Source organism: Lentzea sp. NEAU-D7 (genome assembly GCF_026242055.1).
Lineage (GTDB): Bacteria > Actinomycetota > Actinomycetes > Mycobacteriales > Pseudonocardiaceae > Lentzea.
Window position 1 is genome coordinate 61,693 of sequence record NZ_JAPJDL010000027.1, and the last position, 18,851, is coordinate 80,543.

25 protein-coding genes are annotated in these 18,851 nt (G+C 68.6%); 8 read left to right on the forward strand and 17 right to left on the reverse strand.

Annotated features, from left to right (window positions below):
• Positions 1 to 47: 47 nt before the first annotated feature.
• Positions 48 to 500, forward strand: coding sequence for a peptidase inhibitor family I36 protein (locus tag ORI60_RS38130; protein ID WP_266042887.1), 453 nt, complete (start codon positions 48 to 50; stop codon positions 498 to 500).
• Between the two features lie 59 nt (positions 501 to 559).
• Here the strand turns inward: ORI60_RS38130 and ORI60_RS38135 are convergent, their stop codons facing one another.
• The 3 genes from ORI60_RS38135 to ORI60_RS38145 all read right to left on the reverse strand — a co-directional run bounded on the left by ORI60_RS38135 (position 560) and on the right by ORI60_RS38145 (position 3,121).
• Positions 560 to 1,396: an ArsR/SmtB family transcription factor gene (locus tag ORI60_RS38135; protein WP_266042888.1), complete on the reverse strand. Its 837-nt coding sequence runs from the start codon at positions 1,394 to 1,396 to the stop codon at positions 560 to 562.
• 82 nt (positions 1,397 to 1,478) lie between these two features.
• Positions 1,479 to 2,285, reverse strand: a complete 807-nt coding sequence (locus ORI60_RS38140; RefSeq protein WP_266042889.1) for an ABC transporter permease — start codon at positions 2,283 to 2,285, stop codon at positions 1,479 to 1,481.
• Positions 2,282 to 3,121 (reverse strand): ABC transporter permease, encoded by an 840-nt coding sequence (locus ORI60_RS38145; RefSeq protein WP_266042890.1) that lies wholly within the window; start codon positions 3,119 to 3,121, stop codon positions 2,282 to 2,284. Before ORI60_RS38145 ends, ORI60_RS38140 begins: the two co-directional genes overlap by 4 nt.
• A gap of 114 nt (positions 3,122 to 3,235) precedes the next feature.
• On the opposite strand from ORI60_RS38145, the gene ORI60_RS38150 reads away from it, so the two are divergent.
• A complete protein-coding gene (locus ORI60_RS38150; protein ID WP_266042891.1) occupies positions 3,236 to 3,775 on the forward strand; it encodes a TetR/AcrR family transcriptional regulator in 540 nt (179 codons plus the stop codon).
• Complete coding sequence (locus ORI60_RS38155; protein ID WP_266042892.1) at positions 3,750 to 4,862, forward strand: cytochrome P450; 1,113 nt, start codon at positions 3,750 to 3,752, stop codon at positions 4,860 to 4,862. Before ORI60_RS38150 ends, ORI60_RS38155 begins: the two co-directional genes overlap by 26 nt.
• Here the strand turns inward: ORI60_RS38155 and ORI60_RS38160 are convergent.
• Together ORI60_RS38160 and ORI60_RS38165 are read right to left on the reverse strand one after the other, a co-directional pair.
• Positions 4,849 to 5,982, reverse strand: a complete 1,134-nt coding sequence (locus ORI60_RS38160) for a polyamine ABC transporter substrate-binding protein (protein WP_266042893.1) — start codon at positions 5,980 to 5,982, stop codon at positions 4,849 to 4,851. The two genes, ORI60_RS38155 and ORI60_RS38160, sit on opposite strands and share 14 nt — an antisense overlap.
• On the reverse strand, positions 5,975 to 7,114 hold the full coding sequence (locus ORI60_RS38165) for an ABC transporter ATP-binding protein (RefSeq protein WP_266042894.1): 1,140 nt from the start codon (positions 7,112 to 7,114) through the stop codon (positions 5,975 to 5,977). Before ORI60_RS38165 ends, ORI60_RS38160 begins: the two co-directional genes overlap by 8 nt.
• 155 nt (positions 7,115 to 7,269) lie before the next feature.
• Between ORI60_RS38165 and ORI60_RS38170 the strand changes: the two genes are divergently transcribed.
• Positions 7,270 to 7,527: a DUF2631 domain-containing protein gene (locus ORI60_RS38170; RefSeq protein ID WP_090066749.1), complete on the forward strand. Its 258-nt coding sequence runs from the start codon at positions 7,270 to 7,272 to the stop codon at positions 7,525 to 7,527.
• Here the strand turns inward: ORI60_RS38170 and ORI60_RS38175 are convergent.
• Positions 7,524 to 8,423, reverse strand: a complete 900-nt coding sequence (locus tag ORI60_RS38175; RefSeq protein WP_266042895.1) for an NADP-dependent oxidoreductase — start codon at positions 8,421 to 8,423, stop codon at positions 7,524 to 7,526. The two genes, ORI60_RS38170 and ORI60_RS38175, sit on opposite strands and share 4 nt — an antisense overlap.
• Positions 8,424 to 8,526: 103 nt before the next feature.
• Between ORI60_RS38175 and ORI60_RS38180 the strand changes: the two genes are divergently transcribed.
• Positions 8,527 to 8,889 carry a winged helix-turn-helix transcriptional regulator gene (locus ORI60_RS38180; protein WP_266042953.1) on the forward strand — a complete coding sequence of 121 codons (363 nt, stop codon included), beginning with the start codon at positions 8,527 to 8,529 and terminating at the stop codon, positions 8,887 to 8,889.
• On the opposite strand, the gene ORI60_RS38185 is transcribed toward ORI60_RS38180, so the two are convergent.
• Positions 8,879 to 10,438: a serine/threonine-protein kinase gene (locus ORI60_RS38185; RefSeq protein ID WP_266042896.1), complete on the reverse strand. Its 1,560-nt coding sequence runs from the start codon at positions 10,436 to 10,438 to the stop codon at positions 8,879 to 8,881. The two genes, ORI60_RS38180 and ORI60_RS38185, sit on opposite strands and share 11 nt — an antisense overlap.
• A gap of 8 nt (positions 10,439 to 10,446) precedes the next feature.
• Here ORI60_RS38185 and ORI60_RS38190 point away from each other — a divergent pair, with 8 nt between their 5' ends.
• Positions 10,447 to 10,569 carry a hypothetical protein gene (locus ORI60_RS38190; protein WP_266042897.1) on the forward strand — a complete coding sequence of 41 codons (123 nt, stop codon included), beginning with the start codon at positions 10,447 to 10,449 and terminating at the stop codon, positions 10,567 to 10,569.
• Positions 10,570 to 10,582: 13 nt separating this feature from the next.
• Here ORI60_RS38190 and ORI60_RS38195 read toward each other — a convergent pair whose 3' ends face one another.
• The 4 genes from ORI60_RS38195 to rlmN form a co-directional block, all read right to left on the reverse strand.
• The gene (locus ORI60_RS38195; protein ID WP_266042898.1) at positions 10,583 to 11,011 is read right to left on the reverse strand and encodes a hypothetical protein; all 429 of its coding nucleotides are present in this window, start codon (positions 11,009 to 11,011) and stop codon (positions 10,583 to 10,585) included.
• Between the two features lie 33 nt (positions 11,012 to 11,044).
• A complete protein-coding gene (locus tag ORI60_RS38200; protein WP_266042899.1) occupies positions 11,045 to 11,680 on the reverse strand; it encodes a hypothetical protein in 636 nt (211 codons plus the stop codon).
• 91 nt (positions 11,681 to 11,771) lie between these two features.
• Complete coding sequence (locus tag ORI60_RS38205; protein ID WP_266042900.1) at positions 11,772 to 12,257, reverse strand: hypothetical protein; 486 nt, start codon at positions 12,255 to 12,257, stop codon at positions 11,772 to 11,774.
• A 53-nt stretch (positions 12,258 to 12,310) separates the two neighbouring features.
• Positions 12,311 to 13,417, reverse strand: coding sequence for a 23S rRNA (adenine(2503)-C(2))-methyltransferase RlmN (gene rlmN / locus ORI60_RS38210; RefSeq protein WP_266042901.1), 1,107 nt, complete (start codon positions 13,415 to 13,417; stop codon positions 12,311 to 12,313).
• A gap of 194 nt (positions 13,418 to 13,611) precedes the next feature.
• Here rlmN and ORI60_RS38215 point away from each other — a divergent pair, with 194 nt between their 5' ends.
• On the forward strand, positions 13,612 to 14,001 hold the full coding sequence (locus ORI60_RS38215; RefSeq protein WP_266042902.1) for a PadR family transcriptional regulator: 390 nt from the start codon (positions 13,612 to 13,614) through the stop codon (positions 13,999 to 14,001).
• 1 nt (position 14,002) lies between these two features.
• On the opposite strand, the gene ORI60_RS38220 is transcribed toward ORI60_RS38215, so the two are convergent.
• The 4 genes from ORI60_RS38220 to ORI60_RS38235 form a co-directional block, all read right to left on the reverse strand.
• Complete coding sequence (locus ORI60_RS38220; protein WP_266042903.1) at positions 14,003 to 14,980, reverse strand: aldo/keto reductase; 978 nt, start codon at positions 14,978 to 14,980, stop codon at positions 14,003 to 14,005.
• Positions 14,981 to 15,014: 34 nt separating this feature from the next.
• The gene (locus ORI60_RS38225; protein ID WP_266042904.1) at positions 15,015 to 15,389 is read right to left on the reverse strand and encodes a hypothetical protein; all 375 of its coding nucleotides are present in this window, start codon (positions 15,387 to 15,389) and stop codon (positions 15,015 to 15,017) included.
• Positions 15,390 to 15,401: 12 nt separating this feature from the next.
• Entirely contained in the window at positions 15,402 to 16,043 is a 642-nt protein-coding gene (locus ORI60_RS38230; RefSeq protein ID WP_266042905.1) for a hypothetical protein, read from the reverse strand.
• 72 nt (positions 16,044 to 16,115) lie between these two features.
• Complete coding sequence (locus ORI60_RS38235; RefSeq protein ID WP_266042906.1) at positions 16,116 to 16,859, reverse strand: class I SAM-dependent methyltransferase; 744 nt, start codon at positions 16,857 to 16,859, stop codon at positions 16,116 to 16,118.
• A gap of 95 nt (positions 16,860 to 16,954) precedes the next feature.
• Between ORI60_RS38235 and ORI60_RS38240 the strand changes: the two genes are divergently transcribed.
• Entirely contained in the window at positions 16,955 to 17,773 is an 819-nt protein-coding gene (locus tag ORI60_RS38240; protein ID WP_266042907.1) for a VOC family protein, read from the forward strand.
• On the opposite strand, the gene ORI60_RS38245 is transcribed toward ORI60_RS38240, so the two are convergent.
• Together ORI60_RS38245 and ORI60_RS38250 are read right to left on the reverse strand one after the other, a co-directional pair.
• The gene (locus tag ORI60_RS38245) at positions 17,770 to 18,312 is read right to left on the reverse strand and encodes a hypothetical protein (protein ID WP_266042908.1); all 543 of its coding nucleotides are present in this window, start codon (positions 18,310 to 18,312) and stop codon (positions 17,770 to 17,772) included. The genes ORI60_RS38240 and ORI60_RS38245 overlap by 4 nt on opposite strands.
• Positions 18,309 to 18,842 carry an RNA polymerase sigma factor gene (locus tag ORI60_RS38250; RefSeq protein ID WP_266042909.1) on the reverse strand — a complete coding sequence of 178 codons (534 nt, stop codon included), beginning with the start codon at positions 18,840 to 18,842 and terminating at the stop codon, positions 18,309 to 18,311. The genes ORI60_RS38245 and ORI60_RS38250 overlap by 4 nt, the downstream gene beginning before the upstream one ends.
• Positions 18,843 to 18,851 lie beyond the last annotated feature (9 nt).

Genomic DNA, 18,851 nt, shown 5'->3' on the forward strand with positions numbered 1-18,851 from the left:
ATCTCGGCATACTCCGCCTCCTGCACATCAATCTCTCAGGGGGAGACATGAGAAAAGCGTTGTGCGTGCTGTTCGCCACCGTCCTGGCGCTGATGTCGTTGCTGGGAACCGCTTCGGCGGCGCCGACCGAGATCGACCTGAGCGGCCCCGCCGAGGTGGGGGCACCCGCGGCCGACGTCTCGGCCCAGGCGCTGTCGTGCGGCAGCGGCAACATGTGCGCGTGGCCGGTCGCCGACGGCAGCAGCAGCCGCTGCAGCTGGGGCAGCGCCGACCCCGACTGGCAGGGCGGGGACGTCCGGTGTTCCTGGTCGGGCAGCCGTGCGGTGCGGGCGGTCGAGAACGCCGGGGTCAGCACGTCCTACACCAGGGTGTGCCTGTACCCCGGCGCGAACTACTCGGGGAGCGTCGCCTACTACGTCCTGCGGGGCGCGGAAGCACCGAACTTCCCGAACGTGCTGATCCGCTCCCACAAGTGGGTCACCGGGAACACCTGCTGGTGACCGGCTGACGGTTGGGGGGCCACCCGGCAGCGTCCGCAGTGGACGCTGCCGGGTGGCCCTCAGCCGCGTTCACCGCCCGCGCCGAGCACCCGCAGTCCCAGCGGGGTGATCAGGTGCCGGGCGAAGTTGTCCTCGCGCTCGGTGGCGATGAGCCCCGCCTCGCGCAGGACGCCGGTGTGGTGGCTCACGGTCGCGGGGGCGACGCCCACCAGCTTCGCCAGCCTGGTGGTGGTGTTCCCGCCGACCACCGACCGCAGGATCGAGGCCCTGGTGGCGCCCAGCAGCGCGGTCAGCTGGTCACCGCCCGTGCGCTCGCCCGCCAGCAGGCGGGACTCGGTCCGGATCGGGAGCACCAGCACCGGGCCCGCCGCAGCCACGAGGTGGCGCAGGGCGAAGTAGCAGGGGATCACCGTGAGACCCCGCCCGCCGAGGTGCAGGTCCCGGTCGTGCGGGTGGTCGACGGACAGCACGGGCGGATGCCACCGCGTCGCGGTGCCGAGCGTGCTCAGCAGTCCTTCCGGGCCGCAGTGCAGGTACTGCTGGATCCTCGTGGCCGCATCGGTGCACAGGCTGTCCTCGATGACCGGCAGGTGCGGCTCGATCACGCGCCGGCGGTAGACGCGCAGCGCCCGGCCCAGCCGGCGAAGCACGGCGGGCCGGGTTGTGGCGAGGTCGTCCGGCAGCGCCGTCACCACGGAGTGCAGCGCCGTCCGCAGATCCGGGTCGCGCGCGGCGAGCTCGCGCACGTGGCGGCGCCACGGACCGAAGGACAGGTCTGCCTCGGCCTGCCGCAGGACCTGGGCGCTGCCGACGATCTCCCACATCAGGTCGGTTTCCAGCTTCAACCCCGTGTGCGCGATGTCCCGATCGGTGAAGTGGATGCGCAGCTGCGGCACGTCTTCCTCCCCCAAGGAATGCCGTTGGTCTCCAAGGGAGAAGTCGTGCTCACACGACCGGAGATACATCCCTGGCTCGAAGTCAGGCCAGCCGCGTGACGGATCCCGCCCTGCGCGCCCGCCACGACGCGACCACCACGCCGATGATCAGCAGCAGCGCCGTCGCGGCCACCATCAGCGTCGACAACGCCACGATCTCCGGCGAGATCCCGCGCTTCGACGCCTGCGCGTAGACGAACACCGGCAGCGTCGTCGACCCGACCCCGGTCAGGTACGAGGAGATCACCACGTCGTCGAACGACAGCAGGAACGCGAACGCCGCACCGGCCGCCACAGCGGGCGCCACCAGCGGCAGCGTCACGGTCCGGAACGCGACGAAGGGCGACGCCCCGAGATCGGCCGCGGCCTCCTCCATCCGGGCGTCCACCCCGGACACCCGGGACCGCACCACCACGACCACGAAGCTCAGCGAGAACGCCACGTGCGCGAACAGCAGTGCCCCGAACCCCAGGGGCACACCGGCGAGCTTCACGAAGAACCCCAGCATCGCGACACCCATCACGACCTCGGGCACCACGAGGGGCAGCGACAACAACACGGTCCACAGCCCACGACCGGGAAACGCGCGCCGCAGCCCGAACGCCGCCAGCGTCCCGATCACCGTCGAGATCGCCGCCGACGCCAGCGCCAGCTGCAACGTCAGCTGCAGCGAGGCGAACACGCGCGTGTCGTCGGCCAGTTCGGCGTACCACCGCAGCGAGAACCCGCTGATCCGCGACAACGACCGGGACGAGTTGAACGACGCGACGGCGAGCCACGCGATCGGTGCGTACAAGAACAGGAAGACCAAGGCCACCACGGCGCCGAGCGCCCACGGACGACGGTTCACAGCACGTCCTCCCCACGACGCCCGCGCAGCACGAGCACGAACACCACCAGCACGAGCAGCAACACCGCCATCGCCGAACCCAGCGGCCAGTTGTTGCCGCCGCGGAACTGGTCGTCGATCACCGACCCGAACGTCGACTGCTCCACCCCGCCGAGCAGCTTCGGCGTCACGAAGTCACCGGCCGCGGGCACCAGCACCAGCAGCGACCCGGCCAGCACACCGCTCATGACGCCCGGCAGCACCACGCGGAAGAACGTGGACACCCGCCCGTGCCCGAGGTCGTACGACGCCTCCACCAACCGCACGTCGAAGCGCTCGCACGCCACGTACAGCGGCAACACCATGAACGGCAGAAAGCCGTACGTCAGACCGAGAACCACCGCTCCGTGCGTGAGCAGGAAACCGCCGTCCCGGTCCAGCCCGACCCACCCGAGCACGGTGTTCACGAGCCCTTCGCCGTCCAGCAGCGCCTTCCACGCGTAGATCCGCGCGAGGTAGCTCGACCAGAACGGGATCAGCACCGCCGCGAGCAGCGCCGTCCGGTAGCGCCCGCCGTACCGCGCGATGAACCACGCCAGCGGGAACCCGAGCAGCAGGCACGCGGCCGTGGTGACGCCGGCGTACAGCAGGGTCCGGCCGAAGATCGGCAGGAAAGCCGGGTCGAGAGCCGTCCGGTAGGCCTGGACCGTCCAGGGGAGCACCGCGCGGGCGACGCCCGTGTGCCGCGTCGCGAAGCTGAACTGGACGACCACGACGAGGGGTGCGATCAGGAAGAACCCCAGCCAGAGACCGGTCGGGGCGAGGAGGGCGTTGGCCTTCAGCCAGCGTCGGAGCACGGATCCACATCCTGCCAGTGACATTTCCAGAACACGAAGTTCGTTTGGTGCCCGAAATGGGCTTCGCCGACTTCGATCACCAAGCCGAGGGAACACTCGTGTACCGTTGTGAACATGAGTGTTCACCTGCTGCAGACGGCGACGTCCGTGCTGCTCAAGGACCCGACCGCGTCGCTGGCCGACGTCGCGCGGGCGGCCGGTGTCGGCAGGACCACACTCCACAAGCGCTATCCGACCCGGACGGCGCTGGTCCGCGCGGTCGCGAACGACGCGCTCGACCTGATCGACTCGGTGGCTCGCCAGGTGGACTTCGGCAGCGACGACGCGATCGAGGACCTCATCACGCGCCTGGTCGCGCTCGGCCCGCGAGTGGAGTTCCTGCTCCGCTTCCCCGGGCTGGAGCGGGACGAGGAGGTGAGGACGCGCATCGAGGCGATGGACCAGCCCGTGCTCGACCTGATCACCCGGCTGCAGGGCACCAAGCTGCGCCGCGACCTGCCCGCGTGGTGGATCCTGCACACCCTCTACGCCGGGCTCTTCAACGCCTGGGAAGCGATCAGCTACGGCCGCCTGGCCCCGTTGGACGCTCCCCGGTTCGTGCTCACCACGGTGTTCGAGGGGGTAGGCAATGCTGGATCAACTGACCGGGCATGAAGACCCGCATCCGATCTACGACCGGCTACGCGCACAAGGACCGCTGACGCGGGACAACGACATGTGGGTGACGACGAGCCACCCGCTGGCGAACAAGATCCTGCGCGACCGCCGATTCGGTGTCCGGTTCGCCGACGGCAGCTATCCGGCCAACGCGAGCCTGCTGCCCGAGTCGTTCCTCGAACTCGACCCGCCGGACCACACCCGCCTGCGCAGGCTCGCGATGCCGGCGTTCAGCCCGAAGAAGATCGACGAGTACCGGGCGCGCGTGGAGAAGGTCGCCGACTCGCTGCTGGACCGCGACGAGTTCGACCTGATCGCCGACTTCGCGGCGCCGCTGCCGATCTCGGTGATCAGCGACCTGCTCGGCATCCCCGACTCCGACACCGCGGAGTTCGCCGACTACGGCGCGCTCGTCGCCGCGTCGTTCGATTCGGGCGTCACGCAGGACCTGACCAACGCCAACGACAAGGTGCTCGCGCTGTTCGACCGGCTCATCGCGGAACGTCGCCGGACGCCCGGCGACGACGTGATCAGCTCGCTGGTCGCCGCCGAGGCCGAGCAGAAGCTGACCGCGCAGGAGATGCTCGGCACGCTGGTGTTGCTGCTGGTCGCGGGCTTCGAGACCACGGTGAACCTGATCGGCAACGGCACCCGCGCGCTGCTCGACCACCCCGCGCAGTGGAAGTTCTTCAAGGCCAATCCCGACCTGGCGCCGTCCGTGGTCGAGGAGACGCTGCGGTGGGCGCCGCCGGTGCAGCTGACCAGCCGGATCGCGCACGAGGAGGTCGACCGGATCGGCAAGGACGAGATGGTGACGCTGCTGATCGGCGCCGCGAACCGCGATCCGGAGGTCTACCCGGAGGCGCACAAGTTCGACCTGATGCGCGTGCACAAGCCGGAGCACCTGGCGTTCTCCAGCGGCATCCACTACTGCCTGGGCGCGACGCTCGCGCGCATGGAGGGCGACGTGGCGTTCCGCGCGCTGGCCCGCCGGATGCCGGACCTGCGGCAGACGGGACCGGTGACGTTCCGCGAGTCGGTCGTGATCCGCGGGATGAGGTCGTTCCCGGTCAGCCGGTCTTGACCTTCGTCCAGGCGTCCGCGTAGAGCGCTTCGGCGTCGCCGCCGAGGTCCTTGGTGAACGGGAGCTTCGCCAGCTGGTCGTCCGGCGGGTAGACCACCGGGTCGTCGAGCAGCTCCTTGTCGATCAACGGCTTCGCGGCGGCGTTGGGGCTGCCGTACCGGACGGCGTTGGACAGCGCCGCGCCCGTCTCCGCGCCCAGGACGTGGTCGATGAACCGGTGCGCGTTGGCGGCGTGCGGCGCGTCCTTCGGGATGACGAGCAGGTCCACGTAGGACAGACCGCCCTCCGCGGGGATGGCGTACCCGATGTCGTCGTTGGTCTCGCGCGCCTGGAACGCGTCGCCGGAGTACGACTGCGCGAGCCGCACCTGGCCCGAGGTCAGCGGCTCGATCACGTCGGAGGTGATCTGGCCGAGCTTCTTCTTCAACGACAGCAGGAAGTTCGCCGCGTCGTCGATCTGCCCCGCGTCGGTGGTGTTCGGGTCGTGGCCGAGCTTCAGCAGCCCGACGGCCAGGCCGTCGCGGGCCTCGTCGAGGATCGAGCTGCGGCCCAGGGCCGCCGGCAGGTCGTAGGCGTCGAACCCGGTCACCTCGCCGCCGATCTGCGACTTCGAGTACGCCAGACCCGTGGTGCCCCAGGCCCACGGCACGGAGTAGCGGTTGCCGGGGTCGTACTCGGCCTCCACGAACCGCCGCTCCAGGTTGCGCAGGTTCGGGATCGCGTCGTGGTCCAGCGGCTGGAGCAGGCCGGACCGCAGGAACCGGCGCAGGAAGTTGTCCGACGGCACCACCAGGTCGTAGCCCGCCTGACCGGACGCGATCTTGGCTTCCATCTCGTCGTTGGTCGAGAAGTTGTCGTACGTGACCTCGATGCCGCTCACCGACGTGAAGCCCGGCAACGTCTCCGGCGCGATGTAGTCGGTCCAGTTGTAGAAGTTGAGCCTGGGCTCGTCGGCCAGGTTCGCGGCCCTGCCCTCGCTCGGGCCACCGGAGCCGGTGGGCGCCGGACCGACCGCGCAGGCGGCGAGAGCGAAGAACGCCATCGAGCCCAGCATCGTGCGCCGGGTCACCCGAGGGCTGTCGACGTCCCACAGCCGGGCGATCCGCACCTGCTCAGCCATCGTCCGGCTCCAGCAGCACGGTGAACTCGGGGTCCCAGGCCATCCGCACGGACTGGCCGGGCGCGCCCGCGTCGTCGATGCGCTGGGCGTTCTGCACGAACGCCGTGAGCACGCCCGCCGGGGTGCCGACCACGAACTGCGTGGACATGCCCGTGTAGACGACGTCCTGGACGACGCCCCGCAGCACGCACCAGCCGGCGGGCGGTTCGGCGGACTCGTTGAACAAGTGCACCTTCTCCGGGCGCACGGTCGCGGCGACCTTGCGGCCGTGGCTGACGCCGCCGGAGAACCCGGCGCGCAGGTTCGTGGCACCCGGAGCCGCCAGCGACACCAGGCCACCGTCCACACCGGACACCTCGGCGTCGAGGATGTTGGACGTGCCGATGAACCCGGCGACGAACCGGGTCGCCGGCCGCTCGTAGACGTCCTCGGGGTAGCCGACCTGCTCGATCCTGCCCGCGTTCATCACGGCGATGCGGTGTGACAGGACCAGCGCCTCTTCCTGGTCGTGCGTGACGTACAGGAACGTCGTGCCGACCTCGCGCTGGATGCGCATCAGCTCGATCTGCAGTTCCTTGCGGAGCTTCGCGTCGAGCGCGCCGAGCGGTTCGTCGAGCAGCAGCAGCTGCGGACCGGCGGCGAGCGCACGGGCGATGGCGACGCGCTGCTGCTGGCCGCCGGAGAGCTGCGCGGGCCTGCGCTTGGCGAACTGCGACAGCCGCACCAGTTCGAGGTGCTCCCCGACGCGCTTCTTCAGCTCGTCGCCGCGGATCTTCTTGCGCTTGAGGCCGTACGCGACGTTGTCCCACACCGACATGTGCGGGAACAGCGCGTACGACTGGAAGACGGTGTTGACGTCCCTCCGGTAGGGCGGGACGCCCACCATGTCGTTGCCGTCGAGCTCGATGCGGCCCTCGTCGGGGTCCACGAACCCGGCGATCATGCGCAGGACCGTGGTCTTGCCGCAGCCGGACGGGCCGAGCACCGAGAAGAACTCGCCCTCGTGGACGTCGAGCGAGATGCCGTCGACCGCCACCTGGTCGGAGAAGCGCTTGCGCACACCGTGGAGACCGATCTCGACGGGGGCGAACGTGTCCGGGGTGGAGCCCTCGGCGGGAGAGAAGCCGGTCAAGTCGCGGCGCCTTCGCAAGATCGAACGGGTAGGCCTCGAAGAGCCTAGACCCGCTCGACCTCGCTCGTCAGTCGTGCGCGCGCGACCTCACACCTCCGTGCTCACCGTCATGTGCGACGATGGCCTCGTAATCCGGATGAGCAGTGGAGGAAACCGTGGCTACGTCCTCGGAACTGGACAAGCGTCCTGCCGTCGACCCTCACGAGGAGCCGTCGCACGAGTGGGGCTGGCACGGCACGTTCCCCAAGGGCACCCGCATCGCGGGCTGGCTCTCGGCGATCTTCTGCTTCCTGATGCTGATCGGCAACCACCACGGCAAGACCGAGGACATCTTCCTCGTCGCCACCGGTGTCTCGATCATCGCCTTCCTGCTGTGGGACGCCGCGCGCAGCAAGAAGCCCTGGCGCCGCTAGAGCGTCTCCAGCACGATCTTGCCCTGGGTGCGGCCCGTCCCGCCCAGGGCATGTGCTTTTCCGGCCTCTTCCAGCGGGAACGTCGCGTCGACGTGCACCCTGAGCTCGCCCGACTCGACCAGCGCCGCGATCGCCTCCAGGCCCGCGCGGTCGGGTTCGACCAGGATCGGGCTGGTCCGGATGTCGTCGCGCACGGGCCTGTCCACTCCGGACGGCACACCGACGAACAACCCGCCGGGCCGCACCGAAGCCGGTGACGCGCCACCCACCAGGTCGACGAACAGGTCGACGTCGGTGCCCTCGTAGTCGCCCTTGGTGTAGTCGACCACCTCATCGGCGCCGAGGTCCTTCAGGAACGCGTGCTTGGGCTCGCGCGCGGTGCCGATGACGTACGCGCCGTGGGCCTTCGCGATCTGGACAGCGAGGTGGCCGACACCACCCGCCGCCGCCGTCACCAGCACCTTCTGACCCTTCTGCAGGTCGGCGGTGTCGATCAGGATCTGGTGGGCGGTGAGCGCGGCGAGCGGCAGCGCGGCCGCCTCGACGTGGGTCAGGCTCTTCGGCTTCTTCGCGAAGTGACGGGACGGGGCCGTGACGTACTCGGCGTACGCCCCCGCGGCGCGCGGGAACCACGGCATGCCGAAGACCTCGTCGCCGGCCTTGAGGGTCGTGACGCCGAAGCCCACCTCCTCGACCACGCCGGAGACGTCCCAGCCGTTGATGAACGGGAACGTCTGCATCCCGGCCATGCCGCTGCCCGCGCTGGTCTTCCAGTCGACCGGGTTGACCCCGGCCGCGTGCACCCTGACCAACACCTCCGTGGGAAGCGGCGCGGGCTTGGGCACGTCGCCGAGGGTGAGAGGGCCGCCGAACTCGTTCTGGATGATCGCTCGCATGCTGTCAAGCATGGGAGACCAGGTCTCCACTGGCAACCAGGCACTATCTTGTGCACTAGGTACCTGGTAGAAACTAGCCGTGATCAGGGACGTTTACCTCAGGATGTGTCCGTGCCGCGACCTGCTGGACATGGTCGCGTCGAAGTGGACGGCGCTGGTGATCGGTGACCTGGAGGACGGACCCAAGCGGTTCGGCGAGCTCAAGCGCCGGCTGGAGGGCGTCAGCCAGAAGATGCTCACCCAGACGTTGCGCACGTTGGAGCGCGACGGGCTCATCACGCGCACGGTCTACCCCTCGGTGCCGTTGCGCGTCGAGTACGAGCTGACCGAACTCGGGCGCAGCGTCACCGAGCCGCTGGCCGCGCTGCGGTTGTGGGCGCAGAAGAACTACGAGGCCGTCGCCGAGGCGCGTGAGACGTTCGACAGCGCCGCACCTGTCGGCCTGGAGCCCGCCGTCACCCGGTGACGACCCAGCCGTACGACCATTCCGGCTGGTAACCCTCGCACTTCGGGTCGAGCGAGTCGAAGTGGGTGCCCTGGTAGATGCAGCGGTAGAGCTGCATGGCGGGGACGTCGACCGGTTTGTCGTTGAAGACGTAGCCGAGGTTGCCGAGCTTGTCCTGCCCCTCGCAGTCCGGCCACGGTGACGTCATGTGGTCCCCGGAGTTCTTCACGCGGCAGGCGACCAGCAGTTTCGTGCCCGGTTCCTGGTTCACCAGGAGCTTTCCGAGCCCTCCGGTGTTCTCGGCGGTGAAGCCTGCGGGAGGCCCGAAGGCCGACGTGCCAGTGAAGTGGAAGGGCGTGCCCTGCTTGATGTGCCGGACGAGCGCGACCGTCTGCCGCGGCGGCTTCGGCTGCGTCGTCGGCTGCGGGGGCTGAGCCTGCGCCTGGCTCGACTTCGGTGTGCTCGACGGCGCCGAACTGGACGCCTGGCTGCTGCTCGGCGCGGCGGAACTGCTGCTCGTCGCCTGGCTGGACGGCGGGGCCGTGGTCGTCGTCGCGCCGATGATCTGCTGCGCGACGGCAACTCCGTGGTGGGCCTGGGGTTTGAGGACGAACACCGCGGCGAGCGCGATCACCACGAGCACGGCCGCGGCCCCGGCGAACAGTCCGATCTTCTTGCGGGACCGGGGTTTGTCGTCCCAGTCCGCGTGCGTCGGCGTGTTCGGCGTGACGTAACCGGTGACGGGTTCGATCACGACGGTCTGCTCGGACGGCGACAGCGGCTTGACCACCGTGGTGGCGCCGCTGAGCCGCTCCCGCAGCTGGGCCGCAGTGAGCCGGCGGGTGTCGTCCTGGCTGAGCAGCGCCATGATCGTGTCGGCGAGCGGCCCCCTGGTGCGCTGGAGGACCGGCTCCTCGTACATGATCGCGTGCATCGTGGCCGCGGTCGTGTCGCGCTGGAACGGCGAACGGCCCTCGACGGCGTGGAACATGGTGGCGCCCAACGCCCACAGGTCGCTCGCCGGTGACGGCTGCTTGCCCGCGAACAGCTCCGGCGCCATGTACCCGGGCGAGCCCATGATGCCGCCGGTCGCCGTCAGTCCCGGGTCGTCCATCGCGCGGGCGATGCCGAAGTCGGCGAGCTTCACGCGTCCGTCGGGCAGCACCATGATGTTGCTGGGCTTGACGTCCCGGTGCACGATGCCCGCCGCGTGCGCCGCCTCCAGCGCGTTGAGCGTCTGCAGGCCGATGTTCGCGACCTCGTCCTCGGTGAGGCTTCTGCGCGTCATGACCTCGGAGAGCGTAGGCGCCTCGACGAGTTCCATGACCAGGTACGTCACACCGTGCTCGACGATGACGTCGTAGATGCCGACGACGTTCGGACTGTTCAGCCGGCCTGCCGTGCGGGCTTCCCGCAGCACCCGCTCGGTCTCGGTGGTCCGCAGCTCCTTGAGCGCGACCTGCCGTCCGATGACCCTGTCCTCGGCGAGCCAGACGACCCCCATGCCGCCCCGGCCGAGCTCTTTGAGCATCGCGTATCTGCCCGCGACAAGCCTCGCGTTCTCCCCCACGAGGCCGCATGGTAGCCGCTCTGATCGCCTCGGACGTGCGCCAGTCGATCGGCCGCATCACCGGCAACCCGTTCCTGTCGGTGAAGGCTCGTTGCGCGGCTTCGTGTTCGACGTGGCGATCGGTGTGCTGACCGAGGTGAAGCCCTAGACGCACACCCAGCAGTAGAGCCGTTCGCCGCTCCTCACCGCCTCTGCGGCCAGGTCCTTGAGCTCGTCCAGCACACAGGCCAGGTCGGCGGGGTCGTACCCGTCCAGCTCTTCGGTCCTCGACCAGACCGCAGCGACGGCGATCGGCTCGTCCATGCCGGCGAGCCCGTCCCTGAGACCGTCGGTGACGCTGAGGACCAGCGGCCCGCCGTCACTCTCCCGCGCCACGTCGTGACCCCAACGCGGGTCCGCGAGCACCTCCGTGTAGGGACGACCGGTGAGCAACTCCTCCAGCGTGCCCATCACCACGAGGGGATCGAACCACTTGGCCTCGACCGTCCTGAACAGACCGGTGGGCCCGTCGTCGATCACGGCGGCCGCGACCTCGTCGGACGGCGCGGCGAAGTAGTCGTAGATCATTCCCATGGCCGAGAGCGTCCCAGAACTCCTGCCCCGCCGTCAGGATCTCGAGCTGACCCTGTGCTCGTCGCAGTACACGACGTGCAGCCAGTTCCAGTGCCGGTCCTTGGCCGTGACCTCAGCGCAGCAATGCGTGCCCGGAGCCTCGTGCATGTGCCTGGGACATTCTTCGACGAGCTGCCGGAAGGCCTGCCCACCGGCCTGCAACGTCGACCTGCTGCCGACGACGAACACGGTGCTGCCCACGACCTCGCCGCGCAGCATCTCCCGGTCCCAGCGGGGCGCGGGCCGTTCCTCCGGCAACCCCCGGCAGACAACGGAGTGCGGCCGTCCAGCCCGGAGCTTGCCGCGCACGTCCGTCCACTTCGACAGCCGGAACCCAAGACTGTGGTGCAACAGCACGAGGTCCAGCGCAGGCCCGTCGGCGCTACGGCACGCGCAGTCGCTCTGCCGCAGCGGCAGGTACACCAACGTGCGCGGTGAACGCATCGCGAACGCCCACGCCATGGTGATGTCGAGCGCCGACGACTTGGTCACGCACGCCTCAACGCCCATGTACCCCTCGTACAACGGCGCATGACGCAACGGCCGGGCCGGCCGCACCACTCGGTACTCGTCCCGCCCCAGCCGCACCGTGCTGACGATCGTGCGCCAGCGTTCCCCCTCGAGTTTCATCGTGGGGGACGGTAAATCCTGGTCAGCGGTTCGAGCTACCGAATTCAGCCCTCGGCGGCAAGCTGACCGCAGGCAGCTGCTCCCTACCGTCTTACTTCTCGTCGAGGGTCACGGTGAACGGCGCATAACCAGGCACGACGCGATCGGTCACCAAGTCCGAGAACACAAGCGAAATGTTGTGTCCGTTGGCTTCGATCAGTGCCTCGTGGAAGGGCACCCCGAGCCGCGCGGACCACACGCTGCCGGACTTGGATTTCGGCAGCAGTTTCGCGCCGGGGTACAGGACCTGCCAGCGAACGCCCCAGACATAACCGTCCAGGTCCTGATCCTGCCAGTCATCGACGAATCGATCACCGAGCGAAGCGCTCCACGAAGCCGGCGACACGGCAGAGGTGACCGACGCCTCCACACAGTGTTTGAAGCGGTACCGCAGATACTCGGGTTCGATGCCCGTTCTGGGATCAGCTGCGGCGTACACGATGACGTCGTAGTCACGCATGTAGTCGGTGAAGCCGTGAAAGACGATCGCCTGGTCGAAGACGTGGTCGAAGGCTTCACTGATCTGTGCGGCATCCACGAACGCATCATGACGCGATGTCGGCTGCCCTGCACCGGATCAACGGCGGGAGGTCACCCTTCAGCAGCGAGCTGACCGCAGGCGGCGGCGATCTCCTGCCCGCGCGTGTCCCGCACGGTGCACTCGACACCCTGCTCGCGGACCCGCCGCACGAACTCCCGCTCCACCGGCTTCGGCGACGCGTCCCACTTGCTGCCCGGCGTCGGGTTCAGCGGGATCAGGTTCACGTGCACGAGCTGCCCGAGGTGCTTGCGCAGCTTCTTGCCGAGCAGGTCGGCGCGCCAGCCCTGGTCGTTGATGTCGCGGATCAGCGCGTACTCGATGCTGACGCGGCGGCCGGTCTTGTCCGCGTAGCCGCGCGCCGCCTCCAGCACCTCGGCGACGTTCCACTTCGTGTTGACCGGCACCAGCGTGTCGCGCAGCTCGTCGTCCGGCGTGTGCAGCGACACCGCGAGGCGGACCTGGAGGTTCTCCTCGGTCAGCTTCTTGATCGCGGGAACGAGACCGACCGTCGACACCGTCACGTGGCGCTGCGAGATGCCCAGGCCGTCCGGCGCCGGGTCGCAGATGCGGTGGACGGCCTCGAGGATGCGCTTGTAGTTCGCGAGCGGCTCGCCCATGCCCATGAAGACGATGTTCGACAGCCGGCCGGGACCGCCCGGCAGGTCGCCGTCGCGCATGGCGGCGGCACCGAGGCGCACCTGGTCCACGATCTCCGCGGTCGACAGGTTGCGCTGCAGGCCGCCCTGGCCGGTCGCGCAGAACGGGCACGCCATGCCGCAGCCGGCCTGCGACGAGATGCACAGCGTCGCGCGGTCCGGGTAGCGCATGAGGACGGACTCGATGAGCGTGCCGTCGTGCGCGCGCAGCAGCGTCTTCGACGTGGCGCCCTCGTCGGCAGTGACCTTGCGCACGACCGTGAACAACGGCGGCATCAGGTCGGCCACCAGCTTGTCGCGCGTGGTCGCCGGGATGTCCGTCATCTCGGCCGGGTCGACGGTCAGGCGGCTGAAGTAGTGGTTCGACAGCTGCTTGGCCCGGAACGGCTTCTCACCAAGCGCCGCAACGGCTTCCGCGCGTTGGGCGGGTGAGAGGTCGACCAGGTGGCGCGGCGGCAGGCCGCGCTTGGGCGCGTCGAAGACAAGGGGAAGCGAGGTCATAGCACATCTAGTGTCCCACGAACTTCACCAACACAAGACCGTTGCATCGCGATAGGTTCCGATATATCGTTAACAACATGATGATGAAACCACACCACAGAGATCACCACCACAGGCATCGCCACGGGCCCTTCGGGGGCGGTGGCAGGGGCGGCCGCCAGAGGCGCGGCAACGTCCGGGCGGCGGTTCTGTCCTTGCTGGCAGAACGGCCGATGCACGGCTACGAGATCATCCAGGAGATCGCCAGGCGCACCGGCGGCGTGTGGAGCCCGAGCCCCGGCTCGGTCTACCCGACGCTGCAGATGCTCGCCGACGAAGGCCTCGTCTCCGCACTAGAAGAAGGAGGCAAGAAGCTGTTCACGCTCACCGAGCACGGCAGGACGGAGCACACGGCCCCGCCCTGGCGTGACATCGAGATCCACCAGCTCGACCCGGTGGACGGCGAACTGCGCACCGCGGTCCGCCTGCTGGGCGCCGCGATGGAGCAGATCTCCCACGCGGGCACGCCCGAGCAGAAGACCCGCACCGTCGAGCTCTACAACGAGTTGCGGCGCAAGCTGTACGCCATCCTCGCCGAGGAGTGACCTACCACCGGTCGTGCACGTGCGGCCGGATCAGCTCGTCGTAAACCTCGGCGACAGCCTTGCCGTCCACCGGCGCGAGCTCCGCGGCCTGCGCGTTGGCCCGCGCCTGCTCCACGTTGCGAGCACCGGGAATCACCACCGTGACGCCGGACTGGTCCACGATCCACCGAAGCGCGAACTGCGCCATCGTGGCCCCCTCCGGCACCAACGGCCGGAGCCGCTCAACGGCCTCCAGGCCGACCTCGTAAGGCACCCCGGAGAAGGTCTCGCCCACGTCGAAGGCCTCGCCGTTGCGGTTGTAGTTGCGGTGGTCGTCCGCACCGAAGGTCGTCGCCTTGTCGTACTTCCCGGTCAGCAACCCGGAAGCGAGCGGCACCCGCGCGATGATCGCGACCCCCGCCTCGGCCGCCTTGGGCAGCACCTCTTCGAGGGGCTTGAGCCGGAACGCGTTCAGGATGATCTGCACGCTGGCCACGTTCGGGCGCCGGATCGCCTCCAACGCCTCCTCGACCTTCTCCACGGACACGCCATAAGCGGCGATCCGCTGCTGCTCCACCATTTCGTCCAAGGTGTCGTACACCTCGTCACGGCTGTAGACCGCGGTAGGCGGACAGTGCAGCTGCACCAAGTCCAACGTGTCGACACCGAGATTGCGGCGGCTCCGGTCGTTCCACGCGAGGAAGTTCTCCCGGCTGTACCCCTCCGCGGTCTGAGCCGGCAGCCGCCGCCCCATCTTCGTGGCGACGAAGATCCCGTCGTCCTTGCGCTCCTCGAGGAACCGCCCGACGAGCGTCTCACTGCGACCGTCGCCGTACACGTCGGCGGTGTCGAAGAAGTCGACCCCCGTGTCGGCCGCGGCGTGCAGCAACGCGAGCGCGTCGCTCTCGTCCACCTCGCCCCAGTCGGCGCCGAGCTGCCAGCAGCCCAGCCCCACGACGCCGACCTGGCGGTTCAACCTGCCTGCGTTTCGCTTCTCCACGAACCCGAGCCTAATCCGCTGGGCGGACAGAGGCCTATGGCCTCGGGTTCTGCCAACCGATCCCACGGAGCACCCTGAGCCGCCCGCACACGACGAATCCCGTGCGTTCACCATCCGAGACCACAAGTTTCATGAACCTGTCTCCGTAGCGTTTGGGCGACCGCAGGAAGTCATCCATTTCCGACGCGTCGGCGGCATCCTCCACCGAAAGTCTCGCGTAACCGGTTGCAAGCTTCATTCCGAGCACGTTGCCGAACTCGACGTCCACATAGTGATCATAATTTTCACCGGGCCTGCCGCGCAGGATGAGCATGCGGTGCGAGTGGCTGTACGACCACACCTGGAAAGGGTGATCCAGGTGCAGCGGTAACAATTGACGGCCATCCGAAACCTGCACAGCACCTTCCATTCCACGAACTCCCTAATCCAGTTCGCCGCTGCCGACCGCTTCAGCTGCGATGGCAACGAGCGCACTTCGCAGCGCACCTGACAGCTCCGCGATCTGACTCGCCGCGTCAGCAGCGCCCCGCACGTCCACCCGCCGCAGGATCTCCATCTGAACCCGGAGCTTTGACGCAGGCAACGGCGGAACGTCTTCGAACGGGCTGGGCGACCTGGAATCGAATCCAGCCACCGTCCGCAGTTCCATGCAGTCCAGGTGCTGCATCACGTCGATGGAAATCGAGGAGCACATGCTCGACCATTCCTCCAATGAGGCACGGTCCGCGTTCACAGGTGCCCTCAACACCAGTTCCGACACCATGGCCAGCAACTCGGCGCGGTCGCCCTCGCCCGGTATCTCACCGGTCTCGGGATCGGCCACGTAGACCGCCGAACTCGGCTGCGCTGACATCAACACACTCAGAACAGCACTCGCGTCGCGCGACTCAGCCAACTCCACCAAGGAACCAGTGGAGAACGGCGCATCGTCCTCCCCCACCACTCCGGCTGCCACGAGGACGGCCGACGCTCGATGGATGCACCCGAGCGCACTGAGAGCCAAAGCCCAGTCAGAGGCACCGTCGAACGCAGCGACGAGCCCTCTGTACGGTTCCTGCGGCATGACTGCGAACTCCCTGACTCGTGACACCTGGCAGCAGCCGGAACGCGTCCAATCCGCTGTCCGGACAACGCGCTAGAGGATCAGGCCTTTCGGCTTGTGCCGGACGTGCAGCCGGTAGCCGACCGGGAAACTCAGGCCGTTCACAGAGGCGATAGCCCGTTCGGCGACCTTCGCGGAGAATTCGATGCGAAGCACCGCTTCCAGGTCCTCGCGCTTCTCGAAACGCCACTCCGCGGTGACCCGCCGCAACGAGAACCCGTTGTCCGCGAAGAACTTCTCGACCACGGCGGGGTCGTAGCGCGGCTCGTCGGCGCGCAGCCACGGTCCGTACGGGTCAGCCGAGCCGTCCAGGTCGACGATCGCGATCGCGCCGCCCGGCCGCAGCACGCGGTCCGCCTCGCGCAGTCCCGGTTCGCAGCCCGGTCCGAAGAAGTAGGCCGTTCGGGCGTGCACCAGGTCGGCGGACGCGTCGTCGAGCGGGAGCCGTTGTGCGGGCCCGGGAACGACGCGGACGTTCGGCAGCGAGGCCACCCGCTGCTTGGCGCGTACGACGAGTGGCGGATGCGGCTCTACGCCCGTGACGGACTTCGCGGCCCGCGCGAACAGCGGCAGGTGGAATCCGTCGCCACAGCCGATGTCCACGACGTCCCGGTCGACAAACGGACATTCTTCGCTTAACGCTGTCCAAATCGCACCGTGGACGTCCTGCGCGCGGTTCTCGACCTCGTACACGTCGGGCCAGTGCCAGATGTTCGGGCTCGGCACGACGTCTGCCGGACGCACCGCGTTCAACGCCGCCCGCACGAATCCCCTCACGCAGACACTGTAAGACCTGCATTTGCCTGTGACCGTACGAATTCGTCCAATCACGGCGTAGCGTGTCAGCATCTCTTTCCCTGCAGGAGGCGGCAGTGTCGATCGCGCCCAACACGCCCCAGCTCGCGCCCTTGTTGTCCGGAAGTCCGTGCTGGGTCGAGAGAACCGTCGACGACCTCAAGGGCGCGATCGAGTTCTACACCGGCCTGTTCGGCTGGCACTACGCCGACGACGCCGGCTACACCGTGGCGATGGTGGACGGTGTCCCCGTCGCCGGGTTACCGCAGGGTGATCCGGACGCCTGGCGGTTGTACCTGGTCACCCCACATGCGCGGGCTACCGCGGAGAAGGCATTCCACCTCGGTGGGTCGGTGCTGCTCAACCCCGAGGACGCCGCCGACCACACGCAGAGCACGGTGATCGCCGACCCGACCGGCGCCGTCGTCGGGTTCCGGCACGTGCCGCCGGACTGGCGGTTCGGGACGGGCGGGCACGGCGCCTACGCGTGGGCCGAGCTGAACACCCGAGACGGCGCGGCGGCCGACGAGTTCTTCGGCGAGCTGTGCCACTACGACATCACGCAGATCGGCGACGGGCACCGGCTGGACTACGCGTCCTGGTCCGTCGAGGGCACCGAGGTGATCGGCCGTCAGAAGATGGGGCGCGAGTTCCCGTACGGAGAGCGCTCGCACTGGATGGTGTACTTCAACGCCGCGCCCGAGATCGGCACCGACTCGGTGGCGTACCGGGTGCTGGAGCTCGGCGGCCGGGTGACCGTCGAGCCCTATGACACCCCGTTCGGACGCATCACCGTCGTCGAGGACCACGCGGGGATGGCCTTCTCCGTGATCGACCAGTCCCGCCAGATCGAGGCCGAGCCGCGCACCGAGGTGGACGACCCGTTCGACGACTAGCGGCCTGCTTCGACGCGGAGCAGGCAGTTGGGCAGTCGATCACGCGCGTAGAGCCCGCTGACGACCGTCCCGAAGTTCTTCTGGTCTGTCGCGAACACCAGAGTTGCCCCCTGCCGGATGCGGCTGGGCACGATCACGAGCTTGGTGCTGTCGGACCCTGCGCCCCAGGGGATCATTCCGATCCTGCCCGTGTCGTCGAGCTGCGGCACCTCGTCCGCGCAGTCCTGCCGCAGCGGAACCATGACCGCCGGGATTCCCCGCTCCCGCAACATCGCGTTGACCTCGTCGTACCGTCCGATGTCCTGGATCTTCAAGGTCACGGAACCGTCCTGATCGCTGTCGAGCAGAGCGTCCGAGGGCGGTGCGCCACCGAGGTAGTCGGGCGCGATCATCGCACCGGTCAGCAGAATCGCCACTGCGGCGGCCGCAGCCACCCAGCGGCCGGCGTTCGCACGCCGCCTGTTGACCGACTGCTGTACCAGCGCAGGACCGTGGTCGCGTTCCAGCTCTGCCCAGAGGTTGTCCTCGAACCTGCTCATCGTGCCTCCACCTCGTCGTCGACGACCGCGCGGAGACGTGCCGTGGCGCGATACAGCCTGGTCCGCATCGCTCCCCTGGGCACGCCGAGTGCCTCGGCCGCTTCCTTGGGCGAGAGGCCGCAGAGGTGCACTAGTTCGACGGCTTCCCGTTCCAGCTCCGGCAACTCCGCGAGCCGTGCCAGCAGCGCGCGACTGGACCGTTCGGCGTCGATGCGGGCTTCGAGCTCGGCCAGCTCGTCACCGTCGAGCTCACGCCGGCCACCTGCCTTGAGCGCCACATCGCGGATGCGCGCGGAGCGTTCGAGGTGGGCGGCGAAGGTGTGCCGGGCGATGCCGTAGAGCCAGCTGGTCGCCGTGCCCCTGCGGGCGTCGAAGGTGGCGAACGAGGTCATCGCGCGGACGAACGTGTCCGCGGTCAGGTCCGCGACGACCTGCGGTTCCGCACATCGACGCGCAAAGAACCGGGTGATCGCGCCGACGTCGGCGCGGTAGATCCGCTCGAACGCCGCCAGTACCTCGTGGTCTCTCACAACCACTAG

Excerpts from the sequence above, each read along its gene's own strand:
- ORI60_RS38130 (WP_266042887.1), top strand. The coding sequence starts at position 48 with ATGAGAAAAGCGTTGTGCGTGCTGTTCGCCACCGTCCTGGCGCTGATG.
- ORI60_RS38195 (WP_266042898.1), bottom strand. The coding sequence starts at position 11,011 with ATGGGAATGATCTACGACTACTTCGCCGCGCCGTCCGACGAGGTCGCG.
- ORI60_RS38160 (WP_266042893.1), bottom strand. The coding sequence starts at position 5,982 with ATGGCTGAGCAGGTGCGGATCGCCCGGCTGTGGGACGTCGACAGCCCT.
- ORI60_RS38180 (WP_266042953.1), top strand. The coding sequence starts at position 8,527 with ATGTGTCCGTGCCGCGACCTGCTGGACATGGTCGCGTCGAAGTGGACG.
- ORI60_RS38245 (WP_266042908.1), bottom strand. The coding sequence starts at position 18,312 with ATGAGCAGGTTCGAGGACAACCTCTGGGCAGAGCTGGAACGCGACCAC.
- ORI60_RS38225 (WP_266042904.1), bottom strand. The coding sequence starts at position 15,389 with ATGGAAGGTGCTGTGCAGGTTTCGGATGGCCGTCAATTGTTACCGCTG.
- rlmN (WP_266042901.1), bottom strand. The coding sequence starts at position 13,417 with ATGACCTCGCTTCCCCTTGTCTTCGACGCGCCCAAGCGCGGCCTGCCG.
- ORI60_RS38175 (WP_266042895.1), bottom strand. The coding sequence starts at position 8,423 with ATGCGAGCGATCATCCAGAACGAGTTCGGCGGCCCTCTCACCCTCGGC.
- ORI60_RS38200 (WP_266042899.1), bottom strand. The coding sequence starts at position 11,680 with ATGAAACTCGAGGGGGAACGCTGGCGCACGATCGTCAGCACGGTGCGG.
- ORI60_RS38190 (WP_266042897.1), top strand. The coding sequence starts at position 10,447 with ATGGTAGCCGCTCTGATCGCCTCGGACGTGCGCCAGTCGATCGGCCGC.
- ORI60_RS38230 (WP_266042905.1), bottom strand. The coding sequence starts at position 16,043 with ATGCCGCAGGAACCGTACAGAGGGCTCGTCGCTGCGTTCGACGGTGCC.
- ORI60_RS38150 (WP_266042891.1), top strand. The coding sequence starts at position 3,236 with ATGAGTGTTCACCTGCTGCAGACGGCGACGTCCGTGCTGCTCAAGGAC.
- ORI60_RS38155 (WP_266042892.1), top strand. The coding sequence starts at position 3,750 with ATGCTGGATCAACTGACCGGGCATGAAGACCCGCATCCGATCTACGAC.